The organism is Curtobacterium sp. MCSS17_008 (assembly GCF_003234185.1).
Taxonomy (GTDB): Bacteria; Actinomycetota; Actinomycetes; order Actinomycetales; family Microbacteriaceae; genus Curtobacterium.
Genome location: NZ_QKSM01000003.1, coordinates 145,976 through 166,768, shown reverse-complemented (window position 1 = coordinate 166,768; position 20,793 = coordinate 145,976). Strand labels below are relative to the sequence as shown.

19 protein-coding genes are annotated in these 20,793 nt (G+C 72.3%); 7 read left to right on the top strand and 12 right to left on the bottom strand.

Annotated elements, in window-relative coordinates; translation table 11 throughout:
• Positions 1 to 81 precede the first annotated feature (81 nt).
• The 5 genes from DEJ23_RS05150 to DEJ23_RS05130 form a co-directional block, all read right to left on the bottom strand.
• Entirely contained in the window at positions 82 to 1,014 is a 933-nt protein-coding gene (locus DEJ23_RS05150) for a 4-(cytidine 5'-diphospho)-2-C-methyl-D-erythritol kinase (RefSeq protein WP_111239189.1), read from the bottom strand.
• Positions 1,015 to 1,048: 34 nt separating this feature from the next.
• Complete coding sequence (locus DEJ23_RS05145; protein ID WP_111239188.1) at positions 1,049 to 2,359, bottom strand: O-acetylhomoserine aminocarboxypropyltransferase/cysteine synthase family protein; 1,311 nt, start codon at positions 2,357 to 2,359, stop codon at positions 1,049 to 1,051.
• Positions 2,359 to 3,396, bottom strand: a complete 1,038-nt coding sequence (locus DEJ23_RS05140; RefSeq protein WP_111239187.1) for an LLM class flavin-dependent oxidoreductase — start codon at positions 3,394 to 3,396, stop codon at positions 2,359 to 2,361. Before DEJ23_RS05140 ends, DEJ23_RS05145 begins: the two co-directional genes overlap by 1 nt.
• Before the next feature lie 84 nt (positions 3,397 to 3,480).
• Positions 3,481 to 4,506 (bottom strand): RimK family alpha-L-glutamate ligase, encoded by a 1,026-nt coding sequence (locus DEJ23_RS05135; protein WP_111239186.1) that lies wholly within the window; start codon positions 4,504 to 4,506, stop codon positions 3,481 to 3,483.
• A 65-nt stretch (positions 4,507 to 4,571) separates the two neighbouring features.
• Positions 4,572 to 5,429 (bottom strand): helix-turn-helix transcriptional regulator, encoded by an 858-nt coding sequence (locus DEJ23_RS05130; protein ID WP_111239185.1) that lies wholly within the window; start codon positions 5,427 to 5,429, stop codon positions 4,572 to 4,574.
• A 101-nt stretch (positions 5,430 to 5,530) separates the two neighbouring features.
• Between DEJ23_RS05130 and DEJ23_RS05125 the strand changes: the two genes are divergently transcribed.
• The gene (locus tag DEJ23_RS05125) at positions 5,531 to 6,271 is read left to right on the top strand and encodes an SDR family oxidoreductase (RefSeq protein WP_111239301.1); all 741 of its coding nucleotides are present in this window, start codon (positions 5,531 to 5,533) and stop codon (positions 6,269 to 6,271) included.
• Here DEJ23_RS05125 and DEJ23_RS05120 read toward each other — a convergent pair.
• From DEJ23_RS05120 to rsmI, 6 genes are all read right to left on the bottom strand, one after another.
• The gene (locus DEJ23_RS05120; protein ID WP_146240196.1) at positions 6,268 to 6,807 is read right to left on the bottom strand and encodes a hypothetical protein; all 540 of its coding nucleotides are present in this window, start codon (positions 6,805 to 6,807) and stop codon (positions 6,268 to 6,270) included. The two genes, DEJ23_RS05125 and DEJ23_RS05120, sit on opposite strands and share 4 nt — an antisense overlap.
• A gap of 69 nt (positions 6,808 to 6,876) precedes the next feature.
• Positions 6,877 to 7,293 carry a hypothetical protein gene (locus DEJ23_RS05115; RefSeq protein ID WP_111239183.1) on the bottom strand — a complete coding sequence of 139 codons (417 nt, stop codon included), beginning with the start codon at positions 7,291 to 7,293 and terminating at the stop codon, positions 6,877 to 6,879.
• 316 nt (positions 7,294 to 7,609) lie between these two features.
• Positions 7,610 to 8,464 carry a 16S rRNA (adenine(1518)-N(6)/adenine(1519)-N(6))-dimethyltransferase RsmA gene (gene rsmA, locus DEJ23_RS05110; RefSeq protein WP_111239182.1) on the bottom strand — a complete coding sequence of 285 codons (855 nt, stop codon included), beginning with the start codon at positions 8,462 to 8,464 and terminating at the stop codon, positions 7,610 to 7,612.
• Between the two features lie 2 nt (positions 8,465 to 8,466).
• On the bottom strand, positions 8,467 to 9,405 hold the full coding sequence (locus DEJ23_RS05105; protein ID WP_181429123.1) for a TatD family hydrolase: 939 nt from the start codon (positions 9,403 to 9,405) through the stop codon (positions 8,467 to 8,469).
• Positions 9,402 to 10,982: a methionine--tRNA ligase gene (gene metG / locus DEJ23_RS05100; protein WP_111239181.1), complete on the bottom strand. Its 1,581-nt coding sequence runs from the start codon at positions 10,980 to 10,982 to the stop codon at positions 9,402 to 9,404. The genes DEJ23_RS05105 and metG overlap by 4 nt, the downstream gene beginning before the upstream one ends.
• Before the next feature lie 119 nt (positions 10,983 to 11,101).
• Positions 11,102 to 11,923 (bottom strand): 16S rRNA (cytidine(1402)-2'-O)-methyltransferase, encoded by an 822-nt coding sequence (gene rsmI / locus DEJ23_RS05095; protein WP_111239299.1) that lies wholly within the window; start codon positions 11,921 to 11,923, stop codon positions 11,102 to 11,104.
• A 53-nt stretch (positions 11,924 to 11,976) separates the two neighbouring features.
• Between rsmI and DEJ23_RS05090 the strand changes: the two genes are divergently transcribed.
• Positions 11,977 to 13,608 (top strand): dolichyl-phosphate-mannose--protein mannosyltransferase, encoded by a 1,632-nt coding sequence (locus DEJ23_RS05090; protein ID WP_111239298.1) that lies wholly within the window; start codon positions 11,977 to 11,979, stop codon positions 13,606 to 13,608.
• 157 nt (positions 13,609 to 13,765) lie between these two features.
• Here the strand turns inward: DEJ23_RS05090 and DEJ23_RS05085 are convergent, their stop codons facing one another.
• Positions 13,766 to 14,425, bottom strand: coding sequence for a TetR/AcrR family transcriptional regulator (locus DEJ23_RS05085; RefSeq protein WP_111239180.1), 660 nt, complete (start codon positions 14,423 to 14,425; stop codon positions 13,766 to 13,768).
• 161 nt (positions 14,426 to 14,586) lie between these two features.
• Between DEJ23_RS05085 and DEJ23_RS05080 the strand changes: the two genes are divergently transcribed.
• The 5 genes from DEJ23_RS05080 to DEJ23_RS05060 all read left to right on the top strand — a co-directional run bounded on the left by DEJ23_RS05080 (position 14,587) and on the right by DEJ23_RS05060 (position 20,793).
• Positions 14,587 to 16,152 carry an MFS transporter gene (locus tag DEJ23_RS05080; RefSeq protein ID WP_111239179.1) on the top strand — a complete coding sequence of 522 codons (1,566 nt, stop codon included), beginning with the start codon at positions 14,587 to 14,589 and terminating at the stop codon, positions 16,150 to 16,152.
• Between the two features lie 219 nt (positions 16,153 to 16,371).
• Positions 16,372 to 17,232 (top strand): sulfurtransferase, encoded by an 861-nt coding sequence (locus DEJ23_RS05075; RefSeq protein WP_181429122.1) that lies wholly within the window; start codon positions 16,372 to 16,374, stop codon positions 17,230 to 17,232.
• A 46-nt stretch (positions 17,233 to 17,278) separates the two neighbouring features.
• Complete coding sequence (locus tag DEJ23_RS05070; RefSeq protein ID WP_111239177.1) at positions 17,279 to 18,346, top strand: NAD(P)-dependent oxidoreductase; 1,068 nt, start codon at positions 17,279 to 17,281, stop codon at positions 18,344 to 18,346.
• A 4-nt stretch (positions 18,347 to 18,350) separates the two neighbouring features.
• A complete protein-coding gene (locus DEJ23_RS05065; protein ID WP_111239176.1) occupies positions 18,351 to 18,881 on the top strand; it encodes an ATPase in 531 nt (176 codons plus the stop codon).
• Positions 18,882 to 18,960: 79 nt separating this feature from the next.
• Positions 18,961 to 20,793, top strand: a complete 1,833-nt coding sequence (locus DEJ23_RS05060; protein WP_111239175.1) for a thioredoxin domain-containing protein — start codon at positions 18,961 to 18,963, stop codon at positions 20,791 to 20,793.

Genomic DNA, 20,793 nt, shown 5'->3' with positions numbered 1-20,793 from the left:
CAGGAGGAGGAAGCCCTCCGGCTCGGTGCCGACAGCCCGGTGCCGGACAGCCCGGTGCCGGACAGCCCGGTGCCGGACAGCTCAGTGCACCAGGCGTGCCCCGTGCACCGGCCCGGTCGCGCGGAGCGCCACGAGCCCGGCGGCGCTGAGCTCGACCTGGACCTCGAGCGCGGCGTCACGGTCCGCGACCAGGAACGCCACGGTCGGACCGCTGCCGGACACGATGCCCGCGAGCGCACCGGCCTTCTCCCCGACCTCGAGCGTCGTCGCGAGCGCCGGCTGCAGGTGCATCGCCGGGGCCTGCAGGTCGTTGTGCAGGCAGTCGGCGAGCAGGTCAGGGTCTCCGGCACGCAACGCCTGGAGCACGTTCGTCTCGACCACCGGGGTCGTCGGCGCGGGGCGGATGTCCGCACGGTACCGCTCCCGGTGCTCGTCGAGCGCACGGTAGACCGCCGGCGTCGACAGACCCGAGTCGCTCAGGGCGAGGACCCAGTGGAACTCCCCCTTGGCCAACGCCGGGCTGAGCTCGTCGCCCCGCCCGGTGCCGACGGCGGTGCCACCCGCGAACGCGAACGGCACGTCCGCGCCGAGACGGGCTGCCAGGCGCAGGAGCTCGTCACGTCCCAGGCCCGTGCCCCACAGCGTGTCGCACGCCAGCAGGGTGGCCGCGGCATCCGCGGAACCGCCGCCCATCCCGCCGGCCACGGGGACCTGCTTCTCGATGGTGAGCCGCACGCCACCCCGGTGTCCGGCCGCGTCGGCGACCAGTCGGGCCGCCCGGACCGCCAGGTTCGACTCGTCGGTCGGCACCGCGCTCGTGTCGATCGGCCCGGTGAACCGGACCGAGAAGTCGTCCGCGGCCTCGGCCGTGACGTCCTCGTACAGCGACACCGCCTGGTAGGCGGTCGCGACGTCGTGGTAGCCGTCGTCCTGCAGTGCCCCGACGGACAGGAACACGTTGATCTTGCCGGGAGCGCGCACCCGCACGCGGGTCGGTGCGGCCAGCGAGGTCATGCGTCCAACCTATCCCCCGGTGTGCGACACCGGACTACGCGGCTGACCCCGCTGCTGCGCTGAACCCGCGCGCCAGGTCGGCGAGGATGTCGTCCACGTGTTCCAGGCCGATGGACAGCCGGATGAGTCCGTCCCCGACGCCCGCCGCTGCCCGTTCCCCGGACGTCATCTGCACGTGCGTCGTCGACGCCGGGTGGACGACGAGGGACCGCACGTCCCCGATGTTCGAGACGTGGTCGAAGAGCTCCAGTGCCGCGACGAACCGACGCCCGGCCTCGACACCGCCCGCCAGGTCGAACGCGAGCACCGCCGAGGGTCCCTTCGGGACGTAGCGCTGCTGCAGGTGGTGCCACGGCGACGACGGCAGCCCGGCGTAGTGCACGCGGGTGACCTGGTCGTGTGCGTCGAGCCACGCCGCGACGGCCGCGGCGTTCGCCACGTGCCGGTCCATGCGCAGCGACAGGGTCTGGATGCCCTGCAGCACCAGGAACGCGTTGAACGGCGCGACCGCCGGGCCGAGGTCGGCGCACAGCTTCGACCGGGTGCGCTGGATGAAGGCCCGTCGACCGAACTTCGCCGCGAAGTCCGTGCCGGCGAAGCCCGAGTGCGCGACGCTCGTCAGCTGCGGGTACTTCTCCGGGTACGCGGCCCAGTCGAAGTTCCCGCTGTCGACGATGAGTCCGGCGATCGTGCTGCCGTGCCCGGCGAGGTACTTCGTCGCCGAGTGCACGACGATGTCGGCACCGTGCTCGATCGGACGGACGAGGTACGGCGTCGCGATCGTGTTGTCGACGATGAGCGGCACGCCGGCCTCGTGTGCGACGCCGGCCACCCCTGCGAAGTCGAGCACGTCGCCGCGGGGGTTCGGGATCGACTCCCCGAAGAACGCCCGCGTCTCCGGCCGGACCGCCGCGGCCCACTCGCCCAGGTCCGTCGGGTCCTGCACGAACGTGAACGTGATGCCGAGGTCGCTGAGCGTCGAGGCGAAGAGCGTGTACGTCGCGCCGTACAGCGAGGCCGACGAGACGACGTGGTCGCCCGCACGCGCGACGCCGAGCACGGCCAACGAGGTCGCGGCCTGCCCGGATGCGAGTGCGAGCGCGCCGACTCCGCCCTCGAGGTCCGCGATCCGACGCTCCAGCGCGGCGGCCGACGGATTGTTCACCCGCGAGTACGTGTGTCCGGGTGCGTCGAGCATGAAGCGCGCCGCGGCGTCCTCACCCGACGGGTACACGAAGGCCGCGGTCTGCGCGATCGGCGGGACGTTCCCGCCGAACCCCGGGTCCGCCTTGTAGCCCGCCCGGATCTGTCGCGTCTCGAACGCCCAGTCGTCCTCGGCGGCCATCAGGCGGTCACGCCCGACGGGCGCACCAGCGGGATGACCTGCTCGCCGAAGCGCTCCATCTCCTCGGCCTGCGGCGAGAACTGCAGCAGGAGCGTGTCGACCCCGGCGTCCTCGAACTCCCGGATGCGGTCTGCGACCTGCTGGGGCGTGCCCACGAACCCGGGGCGCAGGCCGCGGTTCGAGACCGAGTAGTCCTCGAGCGAGGGCACGTGCTCGAGCTGCGACTTCGAGATGAAGTCCTGGTACGACTCGTACGCCTTCCCGTGGCGGACATCGGTGATGCGGGCGAGCTCGGCCTGCGCCTCCTCCTCGGTCTCGCGGACGATGGCGTAGGCGGCCATGCCGAACGCCTCGAACGGCGCGAGCCCGGCGTCCTCGCGGCGGCGCTGCATCTCGTCGATCTTCGTGCGGAGCTCGTCCACCGTGCCGCCGTGCGTCAGGTACGCGTCGGCGAACCGCGTGATCGAGCTCTTGCCCGCCTCGCTCTCCCCACCGGCGTAGATCCGCGGCGTGACCCGCGGCTTCGGCTCGAGGTGCGTGTTCTGCACGTCGTAGTACTCCCCCGTGAACGAGAACGGCGTCTCGGACCACAGGCCCTTGAGGATCGCGACGAACTCCTCGGTGCGTGCGTACCGGTCGTCGTGCTCGGAGAAGATGCCGCCGTACTGCCGCGCCTCCTCGGCCCACCAGGCGCTCACGACGTTGAACGTGAACCGGCCGCAGGAGATCTCGTCGATGGTCGCCGCCTGCTTCGCGGTCACCGCCGGCAGGTGGTAGCCGGGGCGCATCGCCGCCATGATCTCGAGGCGCTCGGTCGTCGCCGCCAGCGCGGCCGCGAGCGCCCACGCCTCGAGACTCGGTGCCGCTGTCCCCTTGATGTCGTTGAGGTTCAGCTCGGGCACGAGCGTCAGGTCGAAGCCGATGCGCTCGGCTCGCTGCGCGAGCCGCTTCACGTAGTCGAACGTGACGGGCATGTCCTCGTCCTCGACGTTGCGCAGCCAGCCGCCGAAGAGCGGGGTCCAGTATCCGAATCGCACGTGTGGTTCCTCAGGTGGGTCGTGACGGCCGGGAGGCACGGGGCGGGCCCGCACCGTGCCTCCCGGCCGGTGGGTGGTGTCGTCTCAGGCCGTGGTCGCCACGCCGGCAGCAGCCGTTGCGTAGCGCTGCTCCAGGAGCGCGCCCGTCAGGCGCGCGATCGCGCGCGGCCCGGAGACCGGGGCGACCGCCTCGACGGCGGGGTTGTAGTTCGTGTTCGTGTTGACGTCGTAGACGACGGTGCGGCCGTCCGTGGTCTCCATGAACTCCACGCCCGCGATCTGGATGCCCTGGTCGGCCAGGAAGGTCCGCAGCTGCTGCACGAGCGGGTGCTCGGCCGTGACCTCGTCGCGGACGCTGAAGGCCGCCGGAGCGCCGGGCGCCTCGGTTCCGGGGACGTCGCAGACCGCACCGGCGATGACCTGGGGCACCTCGCACGCGTCCGCGGGGCAGAGCTCGAAGCTGCCGGCGCTCGTGTCGACGCGGACCGCGTAGACGAACTCACCGCCGACGAACTCGGCGCGGGTGATGAACGGCTCGCGAGCCGTCAGGAGCTCCTGGAGCAGCGTGATGCCGTCGACGGGTTCCTCGAACTCGGGGCTGTCGACGTAGGCGTCGAACTCGGCGAGGGTGTCGAACCGGCGGACCCCGAGGCCCTTGCCGCCCTGGTTGTGCTTGGTGATGAAGGGGAAGTCCTCGCCGCCCGTGAAGGTCCGGGCCGCGTCGCGGAGCGAGGCCGTGCCGAACACCGCGGTCGTGCGGGGCACGTCGAACCCGGCGTCGCGGAGCAGGCCGTGCTGGGCGACCTTGGAGACCTCGAGTTCGAGGACGTGGCTGCCGTTCACGACCGTCGCACCGGCGCGCTCGAGCCAGCCGAGCAGCGCGCGGGCGTACTCCTTGCTGTGCTCGTTGCCGCGCGTGTGCGAGCTGGCCGACATGCGCGACCAGTAGACGCCGGGAGCCGGCTCGGCCGACAGGTCGATGCTGCCGACGGCACCGCCGTCGGTGAGCAGGAGTTCCTCGACCGGCACGCCCTCCGCCTCGAAGGCAGCGGCGAACGGCGGGAACCACTCGGGGTTCTCGTGGATGACGTACACGCGCGGAGTTGTCACCGGGCCACCCTAGGCACGCCGACCCTGAGGGTGCCAGGTGTGTGACGCGCCGTTGCGGCCGAGCCTCAGCGCGGGGTCGGCTCGGCGTCGAACTGCTGGGTGCCGAGGACGCCGAGCAGTTCCAGCTTCTGCGCGTCCTCGCTGCCCGGGGGCGCCGTGAACAGCAGGAGCGCCTGCGCCTGGTCGTCGGTGTGCAGCACCTGGCAGTCGACGGTGATCCGGCCGAGCTCGGGCTGCACGATCGTCTTGTTGTCCGACCACCTCGTCGCGACCTCGTGCCGCTCCCAGAGCTCTCGGAACGCCGGGCTGCGGCCCTGCAGCGCAGCGACGAGCTCTGTCGCCCGGCGATCGTTCGGCCCCGCGAGCCCGACGGCCGCACGGAGCGATGCGACCACCACTCGACCGAGCCGCTCGTGCTGCTCGGGCGCGTACTTCGCCTGCTCCGTCCCCGAGACGAACCACCGCCACGCCTGGTAGCGCTCGTTCCCCGGCAGGTCGACCGAACCCCCGAGCAGCGCCCGGGCGAGCCGGTTCTCGACGAGCGTCTCACCGAGGTGGCTCACCACGATCGCCGGGGTGTCCTCCAGCCGGTCGAGCACGCGCAGGATCGCCGGGTCGACGTGGTCGGCGCGGTGCATCCGGACCGGGGCGGTGTGACCGGCGAGGTGGAACAGGTGGTCGCGCTCGTCGAGGCTGCACCGGAGCGCCCGGGCGATCGCCGCGATCATCTGCTCCGACGGCTGCGGTCCGCGCTGCTGCTCGAGCCTCGTGTAGTAGTCGACGCTCATGCCGGCGAGCGCCGCGACCTCCTCGCGACGGAGCCCGGGCGTCCGTCGGCGAGCACCGCTGCCCAGCCCGACGTCCTCGGGGCGCAGCAACTCGCGGCGGCGGCGCAGGAAGTCGGCGAGCGCGGGTCGGTCCATGGGTCCATGCTGCCGTCTCCGTCACGGCCGAGCCAGGGATCGACGGTCCCCCGATGACCGCGGCCTGGAGCCGCCCCGACCCCAGGAGCATCGTGGTCGGCATGGACACCACGAACAGCACCGTCTTCATCTCCGGCGCGACCTCGGGCCTCGGCCTCGCGCTCGCCCAGCGGCTGCGCGCCGCCGGCAGCACCGTCGTCATCGGGGGCCGGCGGCAGGACCGCCTCGACGCCCTCGCCGCAGAGCACGGATTCGGCACCGCCACGATCGACGTCGCCGACGCGCAGTCGATCGCCACGGCGGCCGCGGACGTCACCGCCCGCTACCCGGAACTCGACACCGTGGTCACCATGTCCGGCATCATGCGGAACGAGGACCTCCGCGACCCCGGGCACATCGACGACGCGCTCGAGACCGTCCGGACCAACCTGGTCGGGACGATCCGCCTCATCGACGCGTTCCTCCCGCACCTGCTCTCCCGCCCCGCCGCAACGCTGATCACGGTGTCGTCCGGGCTCGCGTTCGTGCCGCTCACCGCGACGCCGACCTACAACGCGACCAAGGCGGCCGTGCACTCGTACACGCAGGCGCTCCGGCAGCAGCTCACCGGCAGCTCCGTCTCCGTGCTGGAGCTCGTGCCACCGGCGGTGCAGACGGACCTGATGGGCGGCGCGGACTTCGGCGGGATGCCCCTCGATGCCTTCACCGAGGAGGTCATGGGTCTGCTCGAGTCGGGTGCGGCGCCGGAGATCCTCGTGCAGAACGTGGAGCCGCTGCGCTGGGCCGAGCGTGACGGGACGCACCAGCAGATCCTCGAGGCGATGGCCGGCCGCGGGCACTAGAACCGGGCGAGGAGCTCCTGCAGGCTCGTCTTCGCCTCGGGCATGCGGTCCGGACCGGTCAGGCGTTCTCGCTGGGCCGCGATCCGGACCGTTCCGGGACGGGGGCCGTCCTCGGTGTTCACGAGGACGGACTCACCGTCAGGGAAGGTCCACCGCGCGGAGGGGCGCTTGCCACCGCGACGTTTCGACGTGGGCGCGAAGCCGAACACCTCCACGCACAGCGGCACGATCCGGTCGAGGACGGTCTCACGCTCGCCCGGCACCTGCCGCGACGCGGACACGGCGAAGGTGCCGTCGGACCGCTGCCCGGGGATCCGGAGTCCCCGCGACTGCTCGTAGCCGATGGTCACGCCCTGCGCCCACCACGGGTCCACGCCGAGCGTGACGAGGTGCGCTGCGATGGCGGTGTGCCCGATCGAGCGACCGTCCGCCGCATCGAGCAGGGCGTACCAGTCATCCGGCGACCTGCCGGTCGCCGCGGTCACGCGATCGGCTGCCATGCCCTGCGTGTGGGTCCGTACCGGGCCGCTCGTCATGGCGACAGCGTACGGCGGTGGAGCGCCAGAGCGGAGGGCCGGGGCGGGCAGGGAACGCAGTCGGTGTCGTCAGTCGACCTCGCTGGCGGCACGCCGACGCCGGATCCGTGCATCGAGACCCCGGTTCAGCGCCCAGAGTCCCAGCACGATGGCGGTGACGAGGAGCGACTCGGCCACGGTCCGGTCCAACGGGCCACGGACCGTCCAGTAGGCGCCCCCGGCCAGGACAGCGACCATCGCGACGGTCCCGACGCGGTTCCGTGCGGCCTGCGGCTCGGCTCCGGCGGGCGTGTGCTCCTCGTCGGTGAGCTGGTGGAACCACAACCCCCAGGCAGCCACGCCCGCCCCGAGCAGGACGGCCGCCCACGCGGCGTCGTCGCGGCCATCTCGGACGAGGACCACGACCGCGAGGACGACGACGAGCGCGCCACCGGCGAGGAACAGGAGCGTGATGATCAGGGCGAGACGGGAGGCAGGAGCGCGCACCCGCAAAGCCTACGGTTCCCCCGATCCGGGCTGTCGCCGATGCAGCACACAACGGCTGTCGACGCCTTGGGGCGCGAGCACCGACCGTTCATCTCACCATCGGCATCTGTCAGGCGGTCTCGGGGACGACCACCGTGGACGACACTGATCGTTCTCCTGACGGATCCAACGCTTCGTCCAAGCGAGCCAGCCGTTCCTGCAGTGTGCCGATGGACGGCGTGCGCCGGAGGACGAGCGGCTCTCCTGGGGCTCGTCGGCGTGCGGTCACGGGGAAGGGCGGTAGGTCCGCCAGGTCCACGGATGCTCGCGTCCCTGCTCAGTCCTCCCCGGCGGCGAGGACCGTCCGTCCGAGCTGCACGAAGTCGTCCGGCGACAGTGCCTCACCCCGAGCGGTCGGGTCGAGGCCGGCGGCGGTCAGCAGCTCCGAGGCGCGGGCGCTGGAGCCGAGCACGCCGGACAGGCTCTGACGGAGCATCTTCCGGCGCTGCTGGAACGCTCCGTCGACGAGCGCGAAGACCTGCGCCCGCAGCGCGTCGTCCCCCGGGTGCTCCCGCCGGTCGAACCCGACGAGCACGCTGTCGACGTTCGGGACCGGCCAGAACACCTGGCGGCTGATCTGGCCCGCGATCGACCAGGCCCCGTACCAGGCCGCCTTGACGCTCGGGGCGCCGTAGACCTTGCTGCCGGGGCCCGCGGCGATCCGGTAGCCGACCTCCGCCTGCACCATGACGAGCACGCGCTCGATGGTCGGGAAGGTCGCGAGCAGGTGCAGGAGCACGGGCACCGACACGTTGTACGGCAGGTTCGCCACCACGTGCGTGGGCGCTTCGGGCAACTCGTCCGCCGTGACGGCGAGCGCGTCCTGGTGGACGACCCGCAGCCGGGCGTCGGGCTGCATGAGCGACACGGTCGTCGGCAGCTGCGCCGCGAGCCGTCCGTCGATCTCCACCGCCGTCACCGACGCCCCGGTCTCCGTCAGTCCGAGCGTCAGCGACCCGAGCCCCGGACCGATCTCGAGCACGCGGGAGTCGGCCGTCACCCGACCGGCGGTGACGATCCGCCGCACGGTGTTCGCGTCGTGCACGAAGTTCTGGCCGAGCTTCTTCGTCGGGGTGACGTCGAGCTTCGCCGCGAGGTCCCGGATCTCCGCCGGGCCGAGCAGGGCCCCCACGCCTACTCGTCCACCGTGACGGGTTCGGCGTCCCACGCGCCGTAGACCAGCTCGGTGGTCGAGGCGATCTGCGCCGCGAGCATCGACGCGTCGGTGCCGAGGGTCTCGGCCATCGACCGCAGCGTGAGCGGGATGAGGTACGGCGCGTTCGGCCGCCCGCGGTACGGGGTCGGCGTGAGGAACGGCGCGTCGGTCTCGATCATGACGAGGTGACGGGGTGCGACCTGCAGCGCATCGCGGAGCGGCTGCGCGTTCTTGAACGTCACCGTGCCGGCGAACGACATGTACCACCCGCGCTCGGCGCAGAGCCGTGCGAGGTCGGGGCCGCCGGAGAAGCAGTGGAACACGGTCTTCTCGGGAGCGCCGACGCGGTCGAGCACCTCGACCACGGCGTCGTGCGCGTCACGGTCGTGGATCGTCAGGGCGAGGTCGTGCTCCTTGGCGATGCGGATGTGCTCCTCGAACGAGCGGATCTGCGCGGCGCGGCCGTCCTCGCCGGTCCGGAAGAAGTCGAGGCCGGTCTCGCCGATCGCGCGGACACGGGGCAACGCCGCGAGACGCTCGATGCCGGCGAGGTGCTCGTCGAGGAGCCCCTGCTCGTCGAGGACGGGGGCCTCGTTCGGGTGCAACGCGACGGCGGCCAGCACGCGGGGCTCGCGCGCGGCGATCTGCGCGGACCACTCGGAGGTCGCGAGGTCGGTGCCGACCTGCACGACGCCGCGGACGCCGACGCTCGACGCCCGGTCGAGGTGCTCGCGGTAGTCGAGCGGGCCGTCGCCGCCCTCGCCGACGCCGTCGGCGATCTCCATGTGGGTGTGGTTGTCGTACACGGGCACGACGAGCGCCTGCGGCAGCGGCGGGTAGCTCAGGTCGCGCTTCGAGCCACCCGTCGGTCCCTCGCCCCGAGCCCGGACGTGCGAGGCGTCGGCCGCGTCGGTCACGCTGCGCCCTGCTCGGGCTGCTGCTCGATGCGCGGGAACAGCCCCGAGCCGAGCGGCACGACGGTCTCCGCGCCCTGCCACTCCCAAGCACGGTCGATGCGCTGCTCGGCGACGGAGCCGCCGGCACCGATCGAGGACCAGAGCTTCTCGGTCGCCTTCGGCATGACCGGGGAGATCAGGACGTTGACCGTGCCTAGCCCGCGCAACGCGGTGGCGAGGACGGTACCCAGCCGCTCGCGCTTCGCCTCGTCCTTCGCCAGGGCCCACGGCTCCTGCTCGGTGATGTACCCGTTCAGGGCGTCGACGAGCTCCCACACGGCGGCGATCGCGTCGTGCGGCGCGAACGCCTGGATCGCTGCGTCGGCACGCTCGGTGACGGACACCGCGAGGGCGTCGACCGCCCGGTCGGAGTCGGTCGGTTCGCCGCGCTCGGGGACCGCGCCGTCGAAGTACTTCTGCAGCATCGCGACGAGGCGCGACGCCAGGTTGCCGAACCCGTTGGCGAGGTCCGCCGAGTAGCGCGCCGAGATGTCCTCCCAGCTGAAGTTGCCGTCCTGCCCGAACGTGATCGCGCGCAGGAAGTAGTAGCGGAAGGCGTCGGACCCGAACGTGTCCGTGATCTCCGACGGCGCGATGCCGGTGAGCTTCGACTTGGACATCTTCTCGCCGCCGACGAGCAGCCATCCGTGACCGAACACGCGCTCGGGCACGGGGAGCCCGGCAGCCATGAGCATGGCCGGCCAGATGACCGCGTGGAAGCGGGCGATGTCCTTCCCGACGATGTGCACGCTCGGCCAGAGGCGCCGGAACGCCTCGTCGTCGTCGGAGCCGTAGCCGAGGGCCGTCACGTAGTTGAGGAGCGCGTCGAACCACACGTAGAGCACGTGGTCGTGGTCCCACGGGATCTGGATGCCCCAGTCGAAGCTGGACCGCGAGATCGACAGGTCGCGCAGGCCCTGCTTGACGAACGAGACGATCTCGTTGCGCACGCTCTCGGGCTGGATGAACTGCGGGTTCGACTCGTACAGGTCGAGCAGCCGCTGCTCGAAGTCGGACATGCGGAAGAAGTAGTTGCGCTCCGACAGCACCTCGACCGGGATCGAGTGGATCGCGCAGACCTGCTGGCCCTCGTACGGCCCGGTGCCGGGAACGAGGTCGCTCGGCTGCTTGTACTCCTCGCACCCGACGCAGTAGAAGCCCTCGAACTCACCGGCGTAGATGAAGCCGTCGTCGTACAGCTTCTGCAGGAACGCCGTCACGCCGCGCTCGTGGCGCTCGTCGGTGGTGCGGATGAAGTCGTCGTTCGCGACGTCGACCGTGTCGAGCAGCGGCTTCCACGCGTCGGTGACCAGACGGTCCGCCCACTCCTGCGGGGAGACGTCGTTCGCCGAGGCGGTGCGCAGGATCTTCTGCCCGTGCTCGTCGGTGCCGGTCAGCAGCCAGGTGTCGTCGCCGCGCTGCCGGTGCCAGCGAGCGAGGACGTCCGCGGCGACCTCGGTGTAGGCGTGCCCGATGTGGGGCACGTCGTTCACGTAGAAGATCGGCGTGGTGATGCTGAACGAGGACCCGTCGGACATGCGGACCATCCTACGGGCGGCCGGGAACCGCATGACGCGCCCCGCCCCACCTGTGGAGAAGCCGGACGGGAGGCGCGCGCCGGGCCCGACCCGTTCCTCCCGGCCGACGGCTCGTGGCGTCAGCGCGCCGCCAGCGCGCCCTCGTACAGGTCGCGCTTCGACAGGCCGGTCGCGTCCGCGACGGCCGCCGCGGCCTCCTTCATGCGCGATCCGGCGGCGACCCGCTCGAGCACCAGCCGCACACCGTCCTCGATGCTCGTGACGTCGAGCGCGCCGCTCGAGCCCTCGACGACGATGCAGATCTCCCCCCGCACGCCCTCGGCCGCCCATGCGGCGAGCGCGGCGAGGGAGTCGCGCCGGACCTCCTCGTGGAGCTTCGTCAGCTCGCGGCAGACCACCCCGCGCCGGTCGTCGCCGAAGCCGGCGGCCATGTCGGCGAGCGTGTCGGCGAGCCGGTGCGGCGACTCGAAGAACACCATCGTCCGCTGCTCCCCGGCGAGCGACGCGAACAGACGTCGGCGCTCCCCCGCCTTGCGGGTGGGGAAGCCCTCGAAGCTGAACCGGTCGGTCGGCAGGCCGGACACGGCGAGCGCCATGAGCACCGCGGACGGACCGGGAAGGGCGGTGACGGTCACCCCGGCGGCGGCAGCGGCCTCCACCAGGGGGAACCCCGGGTCGCTGATCGCCGGCATGCCCGCGTCGGTGAGGACCACCACGTCCTCCTCGCGGGCGAGCTCGACCACCTCGGAGGCCTTCGCCCGCTCGTTGTGCTCGTGGAGCGCGATGAGCCGCGGCCGGTTCTCGATGCCGAGCGCCCGCATGAGGTGGATGGCCGTGCGGGTGTCCTCCGCGGCCACGACGCTCGCGTTCGACAGGGTCTCGACGAGCCGGCGCGACGCGTCGCCGAGGTTGCCGATGGGCGTTGCTGCGAGGACGATCACCACCCCATTGTGGTCGCAGTCCGGTCATGGCGGCGATCCGTAGGATGCTGCCGATGACCACCGAGCTGACCGACGACCGCGCCGCCCTCGTCGACGAACCGGTCGGCTCCCGTCTCGACGACTGGTGGGGGCGCGTGCTCTCGACCTCCCGCCGTGTCGCCGTCTGGCGCTGGACCGGGCCGCTCGCCGTCACGCTGCTCGCCGCGGTGCTGCGGTTGGTCAGCCTCGGGCACCCGCACTCGCTCGTGTTCGACGAGACCTACTACGTCAAGGACGGCTGGTCGATCGTGCACCTCGGGTACGAGGGCACCTGGCCGGCGAACTCCTCGGACGACGGTGCGCCGACGACCGATCAGCGCTTCGCGGACGGGGAGACGGACCTGTACTCGCGGGCGGCCGAGTTCATCGCGCACCCACCGCTCGGCAAGTACCTCATCGGCCTCGGGATGCTGCTCTTCGGTGCGGACAGCTCGTTCGGCTGGCGGTTCACGGTCGCCGTGCTCGGCACCGCCACGGTGTTCCTGACGGCCGTCATCGCACGGTCGCTGTTCCGGTCGACGGCGATCGGGACGCTCGCCGGGTTCCTGCTCGCGATCGACGGGCAGGCGATCGTGCTGTCGCGGGTGACGTTGCTCGACGGCATCCTGACGTTCTTCGTCGTGCTCGGTGCCGGTGCGCTGCTGCTCGACCGGAGGTGGACCCAGCGCCGGCTGGACGCCTGGGTGGTGCGGCGCGCGGACGCGGGGCGCGACACGCTGTGGGGCCCCGTGCTCCTGTGGCGACCGTGGCTGGTCGCGATGGGTGTCGCGCTCGGGCTGGCGTCCGCGACGAAGTGGTCGGGCCTGTACTTCCTGGCGTTCTTCGCGCTGTACTCCGTGTTGAGCGACATGATGATGCGGCGTCGAGCGGGCGTGACGTTCTGGTCGTCGAGTGCGTTCCTGCAGCAGGCGCCGGTGTCGTTCCTGCTCACCGTGCCGATCGCCGCCGCGACCTACCTGGCGTCGTGGACGGGGTGGTTCCGCACCGAGGGCGGCTGGGACCGCGACTGGATCGCCTCCGGCGGGGAGCGCTGGACGGGCGTGCTGGCGTGGGTGCCGGACGCGTTCCAGAACTGGTGGCACTACCAGTCGGAGATCTACGGCTTCAACATCGGGTTGCACACGCCGCACTCGTACCAGGCGAACCCGCTGCTCTGGCTCGTGATGCAGCGGCCGACGTCCATGTACTACGAGGGGACGGACGCGGGACAGGACGGCTGCTGGGCGGACCGGTGCGGCGAGGCCATCACCGGCATCGCGAACCCCTTCGTCTGGTACGCCTCGGTCGTCGCGACGATCGCCCTGCTCGTGCTCTTCGTGCTGCGTCGCCGCTGGGAGTACGGCTTCGTGCTGATCGGGGTCGCGGGTGGGTACCTGCCGTGGCTCATGTACACGGGCCGGACCGTGTTCCAGTTCTACACGGTGGCCTTCGAGCCGTTCCTCGTGATGGCACTGGCGGCGGTGATCGGGCTCGTCGCCGGGTCGCGGCGCGATCCTCGGCACCGACGCACGCGGGCGCTGGTCTGGGTCGGCGTGTACCTCGGCGTGGTCGTGCTCGCGTCCGCCTACTGGTACCCGATGTGGACCGGGCTGCAGATGCCGTGGGACTTCATCCGGTCGCACTACTGGCTGCCGAGCTGGCTGTAGCCCCGAGCGACGGACGGGAGGCACGTGGCCGTGTCCGCCACCCGCCTCCCGTGCCGTCCGGTGTCGCGCTCGGCGCGTCCCGTCGCCGGCCGTCCCGACCGGTCGCGTCCGCCGGTCGCATCCGGCGGCCGCCGGCGCCGCCCGCGCCGGTCGCCCGTCAGGGCTGGCCGTGGAGGGCGCGCTCGATGGCAGCGCGGTCGAGCGGGGCACCGACCATGGGCTCGGTGGTGCCGCCGGGCAGCACGCCCTCGAGCACGACCTCGGCGTAGCGGCGCCAGGCGTCCGGGTCGTGGGCACGGGTGGTGTCCGCGACGGCTCCCACCATCGTGGTGAGCATCGGCAGGTCGGCGTAGCCGAACCCCGCGCGCACGACCCCCGCGGCCGACGCACGCTCGATGATCGTCGCGACCTGGCGCTCGAGCCGGTCCCGCTCGTGCACGATCGACGGCCGCGCGCGTCCAGCGCGCACGATGGCGTCGGCCAGGGCGCGGTCGCGCGCGCGGAACTCGAACACGCCCATCAGGTAGACGCGCAGGGCCTCACGCGGGTCGGACTCCTGCGCGGCGCGGGCGGCGGCGTCGTTCATCGCCTCGAACTTGGTCGCGAGCAGCGCCTCGATCAGGGCGTCCTTGTCCGCGAACCGCCGGTAGACCGTCCCGACACCGACGCCGGCCTCGTGCGCGATGTCGTTGAGCGTGACCGAGAGACCGCGCTCCGCGAAGCACCTGCGTGCCGTCTGCAGGATCAGCTCGCGGTTGCGCGCGGCATCGGCGCGCAGGGGGCGCTCGAGGTCGGGCGCGGAGTCGGTGGTGCTCACGGGTCGACCGTAGTTGAAGATTCTGGGAACAAACGGATGCGGTGGCTCCGTTTCGGTCTACACTGATCACAAGCGGATGCGATGCATCCGGATCCACCTCCTCGCGAAGCGCTCGACGGCGCGTGCTCCGCCACCTCCACCCTTCCCAGAAGGAGGCTGCCGTGACGGCAGAACAGACCGTGCCGACCCCGACCGGGGCGGCACCCACGACGACCGGGCCCAGCGCCGGCTCCGGCTCCGGCTCCGGCTCCGGCAAGGCCGAGCACCGCTGGATCGCGCTGGCGGTCATCGCGCTCGCGCAACTGATGGTCGTGCTCGACGCGACGATCGTGAACATCGCGCTCCCGTCGGCGCAGGCAGACCTCGACTTCGGCACCGACCAGCGGCAGTGGATCGTCACCGCGTACTCGCTGGCGTTCGGCTCGCTGCTCCTGCTCGGCGGACGCCTCGGGGACCTCTTCGGCCGCAAGAACACGTTCATCATCGGGCTGGTGGGCTTCGCCCTGGCCTCGGTCCTCGGCGGCCTGGCGGACTCCTTCGGCCTGCTCGTCGCCGCACGGGCGCTGCAGGGCGTCTTCGGCGCCCTGCTCGCTCCGTCTGCCCTCGGCATGCTGACCACGACGTTCCGTGACCCGAAGGAACGCGGCCGCGCGTTCGGCATCTTCGGGTCCATCGCCGGCTCCGGCGCGGCGATCGGCCTGCTCCTCGGCGGCGTGCTGACCGAGTACGCCTCGTGGCGCTGGTGCCTCTACGTGAACGTGGTGTTCGCCGTCCTCGGCGTCATCGGCGCGCTCGTGTTCATGGCGACGCCGCCGAAGGTGGAGCGGCCGCGCATCGACGTCGCCGGTGTCCTCACGATCACCTCCGGCCTGGTGGGCATCGTCTACGGCTTCTCGAACGCCGAGTCGAACGGCTGGGACGCACCGCTCACGATCGTCATGCTCGCCGCAGGTGTCCTGCTCGTCGCCGCCTTCGTGTTCATCGAGACGCGCGTCGCCCACCCGCTGCTGCCGCTGCGCGTCGTGCTCGACCGTGACCGCGGCGGGGCGTTCATCGCGATCGGTCTGGTGGCGATCGGCATGTTCGGGATCTTCTTGTTCCTGACCTACTACCTCGAGCAGACGCTCGGCTTCAGCTCCCTGCAGACCGGTCTGGCGTTCCTGCCGATGCCGCTGTCGATCATGATCTCGGCGACGCAGATCGGCGGTCGTCTCCTCCCCCGCGTCGGTCCGAAGGTGCTCATCTTCGCCGGCGGCCTGGTCGCGGCGACAGGGCTCCTGCTCCTGCTCCGCACGGACGTCGACAGTTCGTACGCGGGCACGGTCCTGCCGGCGCTCGTGGTGATCGGCCTCGGCATGGGCACGATCTTCTCGTCCGCGATGAACACCGCGACGACCGGTGTGGCCCGGGCGGACGCCGGCGTGGCCTCGGCGACGGTGAACACCATGCAGCAGATCGGTGGCTCGATCGGCACGGCCTTGCTGTCGACAATCTTCGCCGACGTCGTCGAGGACAGCCTGTCCGGGCTCTCGTCCGCGCCGACGAAGCTGCAGCAGGCGCAGGCCGTCATCGACGGCTACCACGTCGCGTTCGGCATCTCGGCGGGCGTGCTCGTGCTCGTCGCCCTCGCCGGCGGCCTGCTCATCAACCGGCAGTCGGTGCGGCTCGCGAAGCTCGAGCACGCGTCGGCCGCCACCACGGGCAGCATCCCGACCGCAGCGCACTAGTCGGCCCCGGAGACCTCGGTACCGGCGGTCCTCCTGCGACATCCCTCGCGTGCACCGACGCGAGGGATGTCGCCTCGGTGCTGCAGGCATCGAACGAGTGCCGGACGAAACCGGTTCTCGTCGCAGCGGATTCGGCGATCCTCGTGGTCCGGACAGCGGCATTGCGCACTGTGTCGGACTCCCCGGACCCCGTCGGAGGACCCGGTTATGGTGAGCCCCATGGCCCCCGTCCTGACCTCGCCGCTCGTGTCGACGCAGTGGCTCGCCGACCACATCGGAGCCGACGAACTCGTCGTCCTCGATGCCTCGGTGATGACCGACGGGGTCGGCACGGCGATGCAGTGGCAAGGCGCCCGTGACGCGTACGAGCAGCACGGACACGTCCCCGGCGCGCGCTACGCCGATCTCGTCGACGACTTCTCGGCGCCGGACACCGCACTCCCGTTCACCCGGCCGAGCGCCGAGCGGTTCGAGTCCGCAGCACGGGCCGTCGGCGTCACGAACACCTCCACCGTCGTGGTCTACGACGACAGCGTCGGCGAGTGGGCCGCACGCCTGTGGTGGATCTTCCGCGCGTTCGGCTTCGACCACGTCGCGGTGCTCGACGGCGGGTTCTCGAAGTGGCGGGACGAGGGACGCCCGGTCCGTGTCGGGCCGCTCCGCCACGGTGGCACAGCACCCTCCGCCGAGCCCTTCCTGGCTGGTGAGGAACGCCCGTTCTGGGCTGACCACGACCGCGTCCTGCGCGCCGTCCGCGGCGAGGAGCCTGCCGCCGTCGTGCTGGCAGCGCCCCCGTCGGTGCTCGGCAGGGACCACCCGGGCGTCGTGCCGGGCAGCACCCCGATCACCACCGACGACGTGATCGACCCCGAGACGAACACGCTCCGCCGCCGCGCCGCCCTGGCCGAGGTGTTCGCCCCCGTCCTCGACGCCGACGAGATCGTCACCTACTGCGGTGTCGGCAGCGCAGCGTGCGTCGACGCCCTGGCCCTGACCGTGCTCGGCCACGACCGGGTCAAGGTGTACGACGGCTCCCTCGCCGAGTGGTGGCGCCTCGAACCGGATATGGTCGCGTCCTGACGGGGCACCGTCGCCCGTGCTGCCCCGGCGGCACTAGCGTTGCCGCATGAGCACCAGACGCGCGGTCGTCCTCGGCGGTACCGGCGGCATCGGTTCGGCCGTGGTCCGCGACCTGCTCGACGTGTCGGGCCGTGGCGGTGACGACTGGCAGGTCGAGTTCGTGGCCCGGCGCGGGGGCACGACCGCCGACGCCCTGACCGCCGCCGGCGCCACGTTCGTCCCCGGCGACCGTCGCGACACGAGCGTGCTCCGCGAGCTCCTGCGCCCCGGCGCCGACCTGCTCGTGGACACCGTCGGGCTCACCCGCGACGACGCGCTGCAGCTCCGCCCGTTCCTCGACGACGTCGGCTCGACCGTGTTCGTGTCGTCGAAGGCCGTGTACGTCGACGACCAGGGTCGCCACGCGAACGCGTTCGACAAGCCCGTGTTCGGCGGACCCGTCACGGAACTGCAGCCGACCGTCGTCGCCGGCGACGGCGACCCGACCTCGCGCGACGGCTACGGCGCCGCGAAGGTCGCCGCCGAGCAGGTCCTGCTCGACCACGGCGCACCGGTCACGGTGCTGCGCCCCTCGAAGGTGTACGGCGCCGCCATCGGTCGTCCCCGGGAGTGGTTCGTGGTGCGCCGGGCGCTCGACGGGCGGGAGCGCATCCTGCTCGCCGACCACGGGCGCGGTGTCGACCACACCACGGCCGCGAGCGGGATCGCGTCGCTCGTGCGGCTCGTCGCCGACGCTCCCGACCGCCGCATCCTCAACGTGGCGGACGAGACCGCTCCGGACGTGCTCGAGATCGTCCGGGCACTGGCGGCGCTCGTCGACCACCGGTTCGACGAGGTCCTGCTCGACCAGGACGCCCCGGCGTTCGTCGGCACGACGCCGTGGAGCTCGCCCTCGCCGTTCGTCCTCGACACCTCGGCGGCGCGGGCGCTCGGCTGGCGACCGCCCCGGTACGCCGATGCGGTGCGCCCCGAGGTCGACTGGCTGCTCGAGACGGCGCACGCCGTGCCCGCCGACGGGGACGTCCCGTGGGCGGCCGACCCGTTCTGGGACCGCATGTTCGACTACGGGCCCGAGGACGCCGCCCTGGCGCTGCTCTCCCTCGGCCGGAGCTGACACGGTGCCCCGGTCGGAGGTCCTGTTCGTCGGCGGCCGGTCGGGCGTCGGCAAGACCACCGCTGCCGAGGCGCTCCACGACCTGCTGCGCGCGGCGGACGTCCCGCACGCCGTCATCGACGGCGACCTCCTCGACCTCGCGTACCCGGCACCCCACCTCGCCCACCCCGACGCCCGACTGGCGGAGCGCAACCTCAGGTCCATGTGGGCGGCGTACCGCGAGCTCGGGTACCACCGGCTCGTCTTCACGAACACCGTCTCCGTGCTCGAGCACGAGCGTCTGTCCGCCGCGATGGGCGACGACCCGGTCGTCCGTGCGGTGCTGCTGCGCGCCTCCGATGCCACGACCGCAGCCCGCCTCGCGCGTCGCGCCGGCGGTCCGGTCCCCGGGGCGCAGCTCGCGCACAGCACGGAGACGGCCAGGAGGCTCGACACGGCCGCCGCCGGCACGGTCACCCGGGTGGACACGGACGGCCTGACGCCGTCCGCGGTCGCGACGGCGCTCGCATCCGTCACGGGTTGGTTGCCGGCCTGACCCCTGTGGACGGTGCGCGCCTGTCCACCGATCGCCGCGACGGGCAGACCGTCCAGCGCCGCCGGGGCACGCTGGGACCATGAACGACAACCGGCTCGAGACCGCGGTCAGCCCGTACCTCCGACTCCACGCCGACAACCCCGTCGACTGGCGTGAGTGGGGACCGGAGGCCTTCGCCGAGGCACGGGAGCGTGACGTGCCGGTGCTCGTCTCGGTGGGGTACGCCACGTGCCACTGGTGCCACGTCATGGCGCGCGAGAGCTTCTCGGACCCCGCGATCGGCGAGCTGCTCCGACGGGACTTCGTCGCTGTGAAGGTCGACCGCGAGGAACGTCCCGACGTGGACGCCAGCCTGATGGCGTCGGCGAGCGCGTTCACGCAGCAGCTGGGGTGGCCGTTGACGGCCTTCACGACGCCCGAGGGCCGGGTGTTCTTCGCCGGCACGTACTACCCGCCGTCCCCGGTCGGGCAGGTCGGCTCGTTCCGCCAGGTCCTCGCCGCGGTGCTCGACGCCTGGGAGGAACGGCGGCACGAGGTCGACGCCAACGCGGGTGCGATCGCGACGGCGATCCGGCAGGGTGCCGAGGCGGACGCGGCCGCCCGTGGCGGTGGGACGGGCGACGGGGTCGACCCGCGCCTCCCGTCCGTCGACGCGATCCGGGCGGTGACCGCGCAGCTCGTCTCCGCCGAGGACACCACGTACGGCGGGTTCGGTGGCGCTCCGAAGTTCCCGAGCGCGCCCCTGCTCGAGTTCCTCGCCGACGTCGGAGCCGACGGCGACGAGGTCGCGCGCGCGCTGCTCGACCGGAGCCTGCAGGCCATCCGGTCGACCGAGTTGACGGATGCCGACGGCGGGGTGTTCCGGTACGCGACGAAGCGCGACTGGAGCGTGCCGCACTACGAGCGGATGCTCTACGACAACGCCGGGCTGCTCGCGGTCGCCGGCGCCGAGCAGGCACGCGGCATCGCGGACTTCCTCCGTGACACGCTGCGGCGCCCGGACGGTGCGTTCGTCGCGGCGCAGGACAGCGAGTCGACCATCGACGGCCGTCGTGTGGAGGGCGAGTGGTACCGGTTGCCCCTCGCCGAACGGGGACGGTTCGATCCGCCGCCCCTCGACGACCAGGTGCTGACGGGGTGGAACGGGCTGGCGGTGCGCGGGCTCGCGGTGGCAGGAGCCCGCCACGGCGATCCCGAGATGGTCGCGCTCGCCCGCGACGCGGCGGACGCGGTGCTCGCCGCGCACGTGCGGGACGGGCACGTCGTCGTGCGGTCGAGCACCTCCCACGGCACGTCGTCCGCGCCGCCCACCGTCGAGGACGTCGGTCTGCTGGCCGAGGGGCTGCTCGAGCTCGCGCTCGTCACGGGCGAGGTCGGCTACGCGGAGACCGCCAGGTCCCTGGTCGACGACGGGCTCGCCGGGAGCTTCGGCGTCGACCCGGTGCTGCAGGCCGCGGGGACCGCGACGGGCGAGCAGCCGCAGACGGCGCTGCGGTCCGGGACCGTCGCGCTGGCGTCGGCGGCTGCGACGCTGGCGGCCCTGACCGGCGACGACGCGTTGCGGACCGCGGCGGCGTCCCTGGTCGCCGACCGCGCCCGCACGGGTACCGATCGGCTGCTGGGGCACGCGGACGCGCTCGGGGTCGCGCTGTCGGTGCAGCGACCCTCGCGCGAGGTCGTCGTGGTGTCGGCCGACGCGGACGACCCCATGCGTGCCGCCGCTCGCGACGCCCGTCGTCCCGGGACGGTGATCGCGACCGTGACACCGGAGCAGGCGCGTGCGTGGGCCGGTGCCGGGTTCTCCCTGTTCGACGGTCGGGACGGCTCCGCTCCGGCCGCCTACGTCTGCCACGACCACGTGTGCGCACTGCCGGCGCGCTCCGACGAGGAACTCGTCGACCAGCTGCGCTGA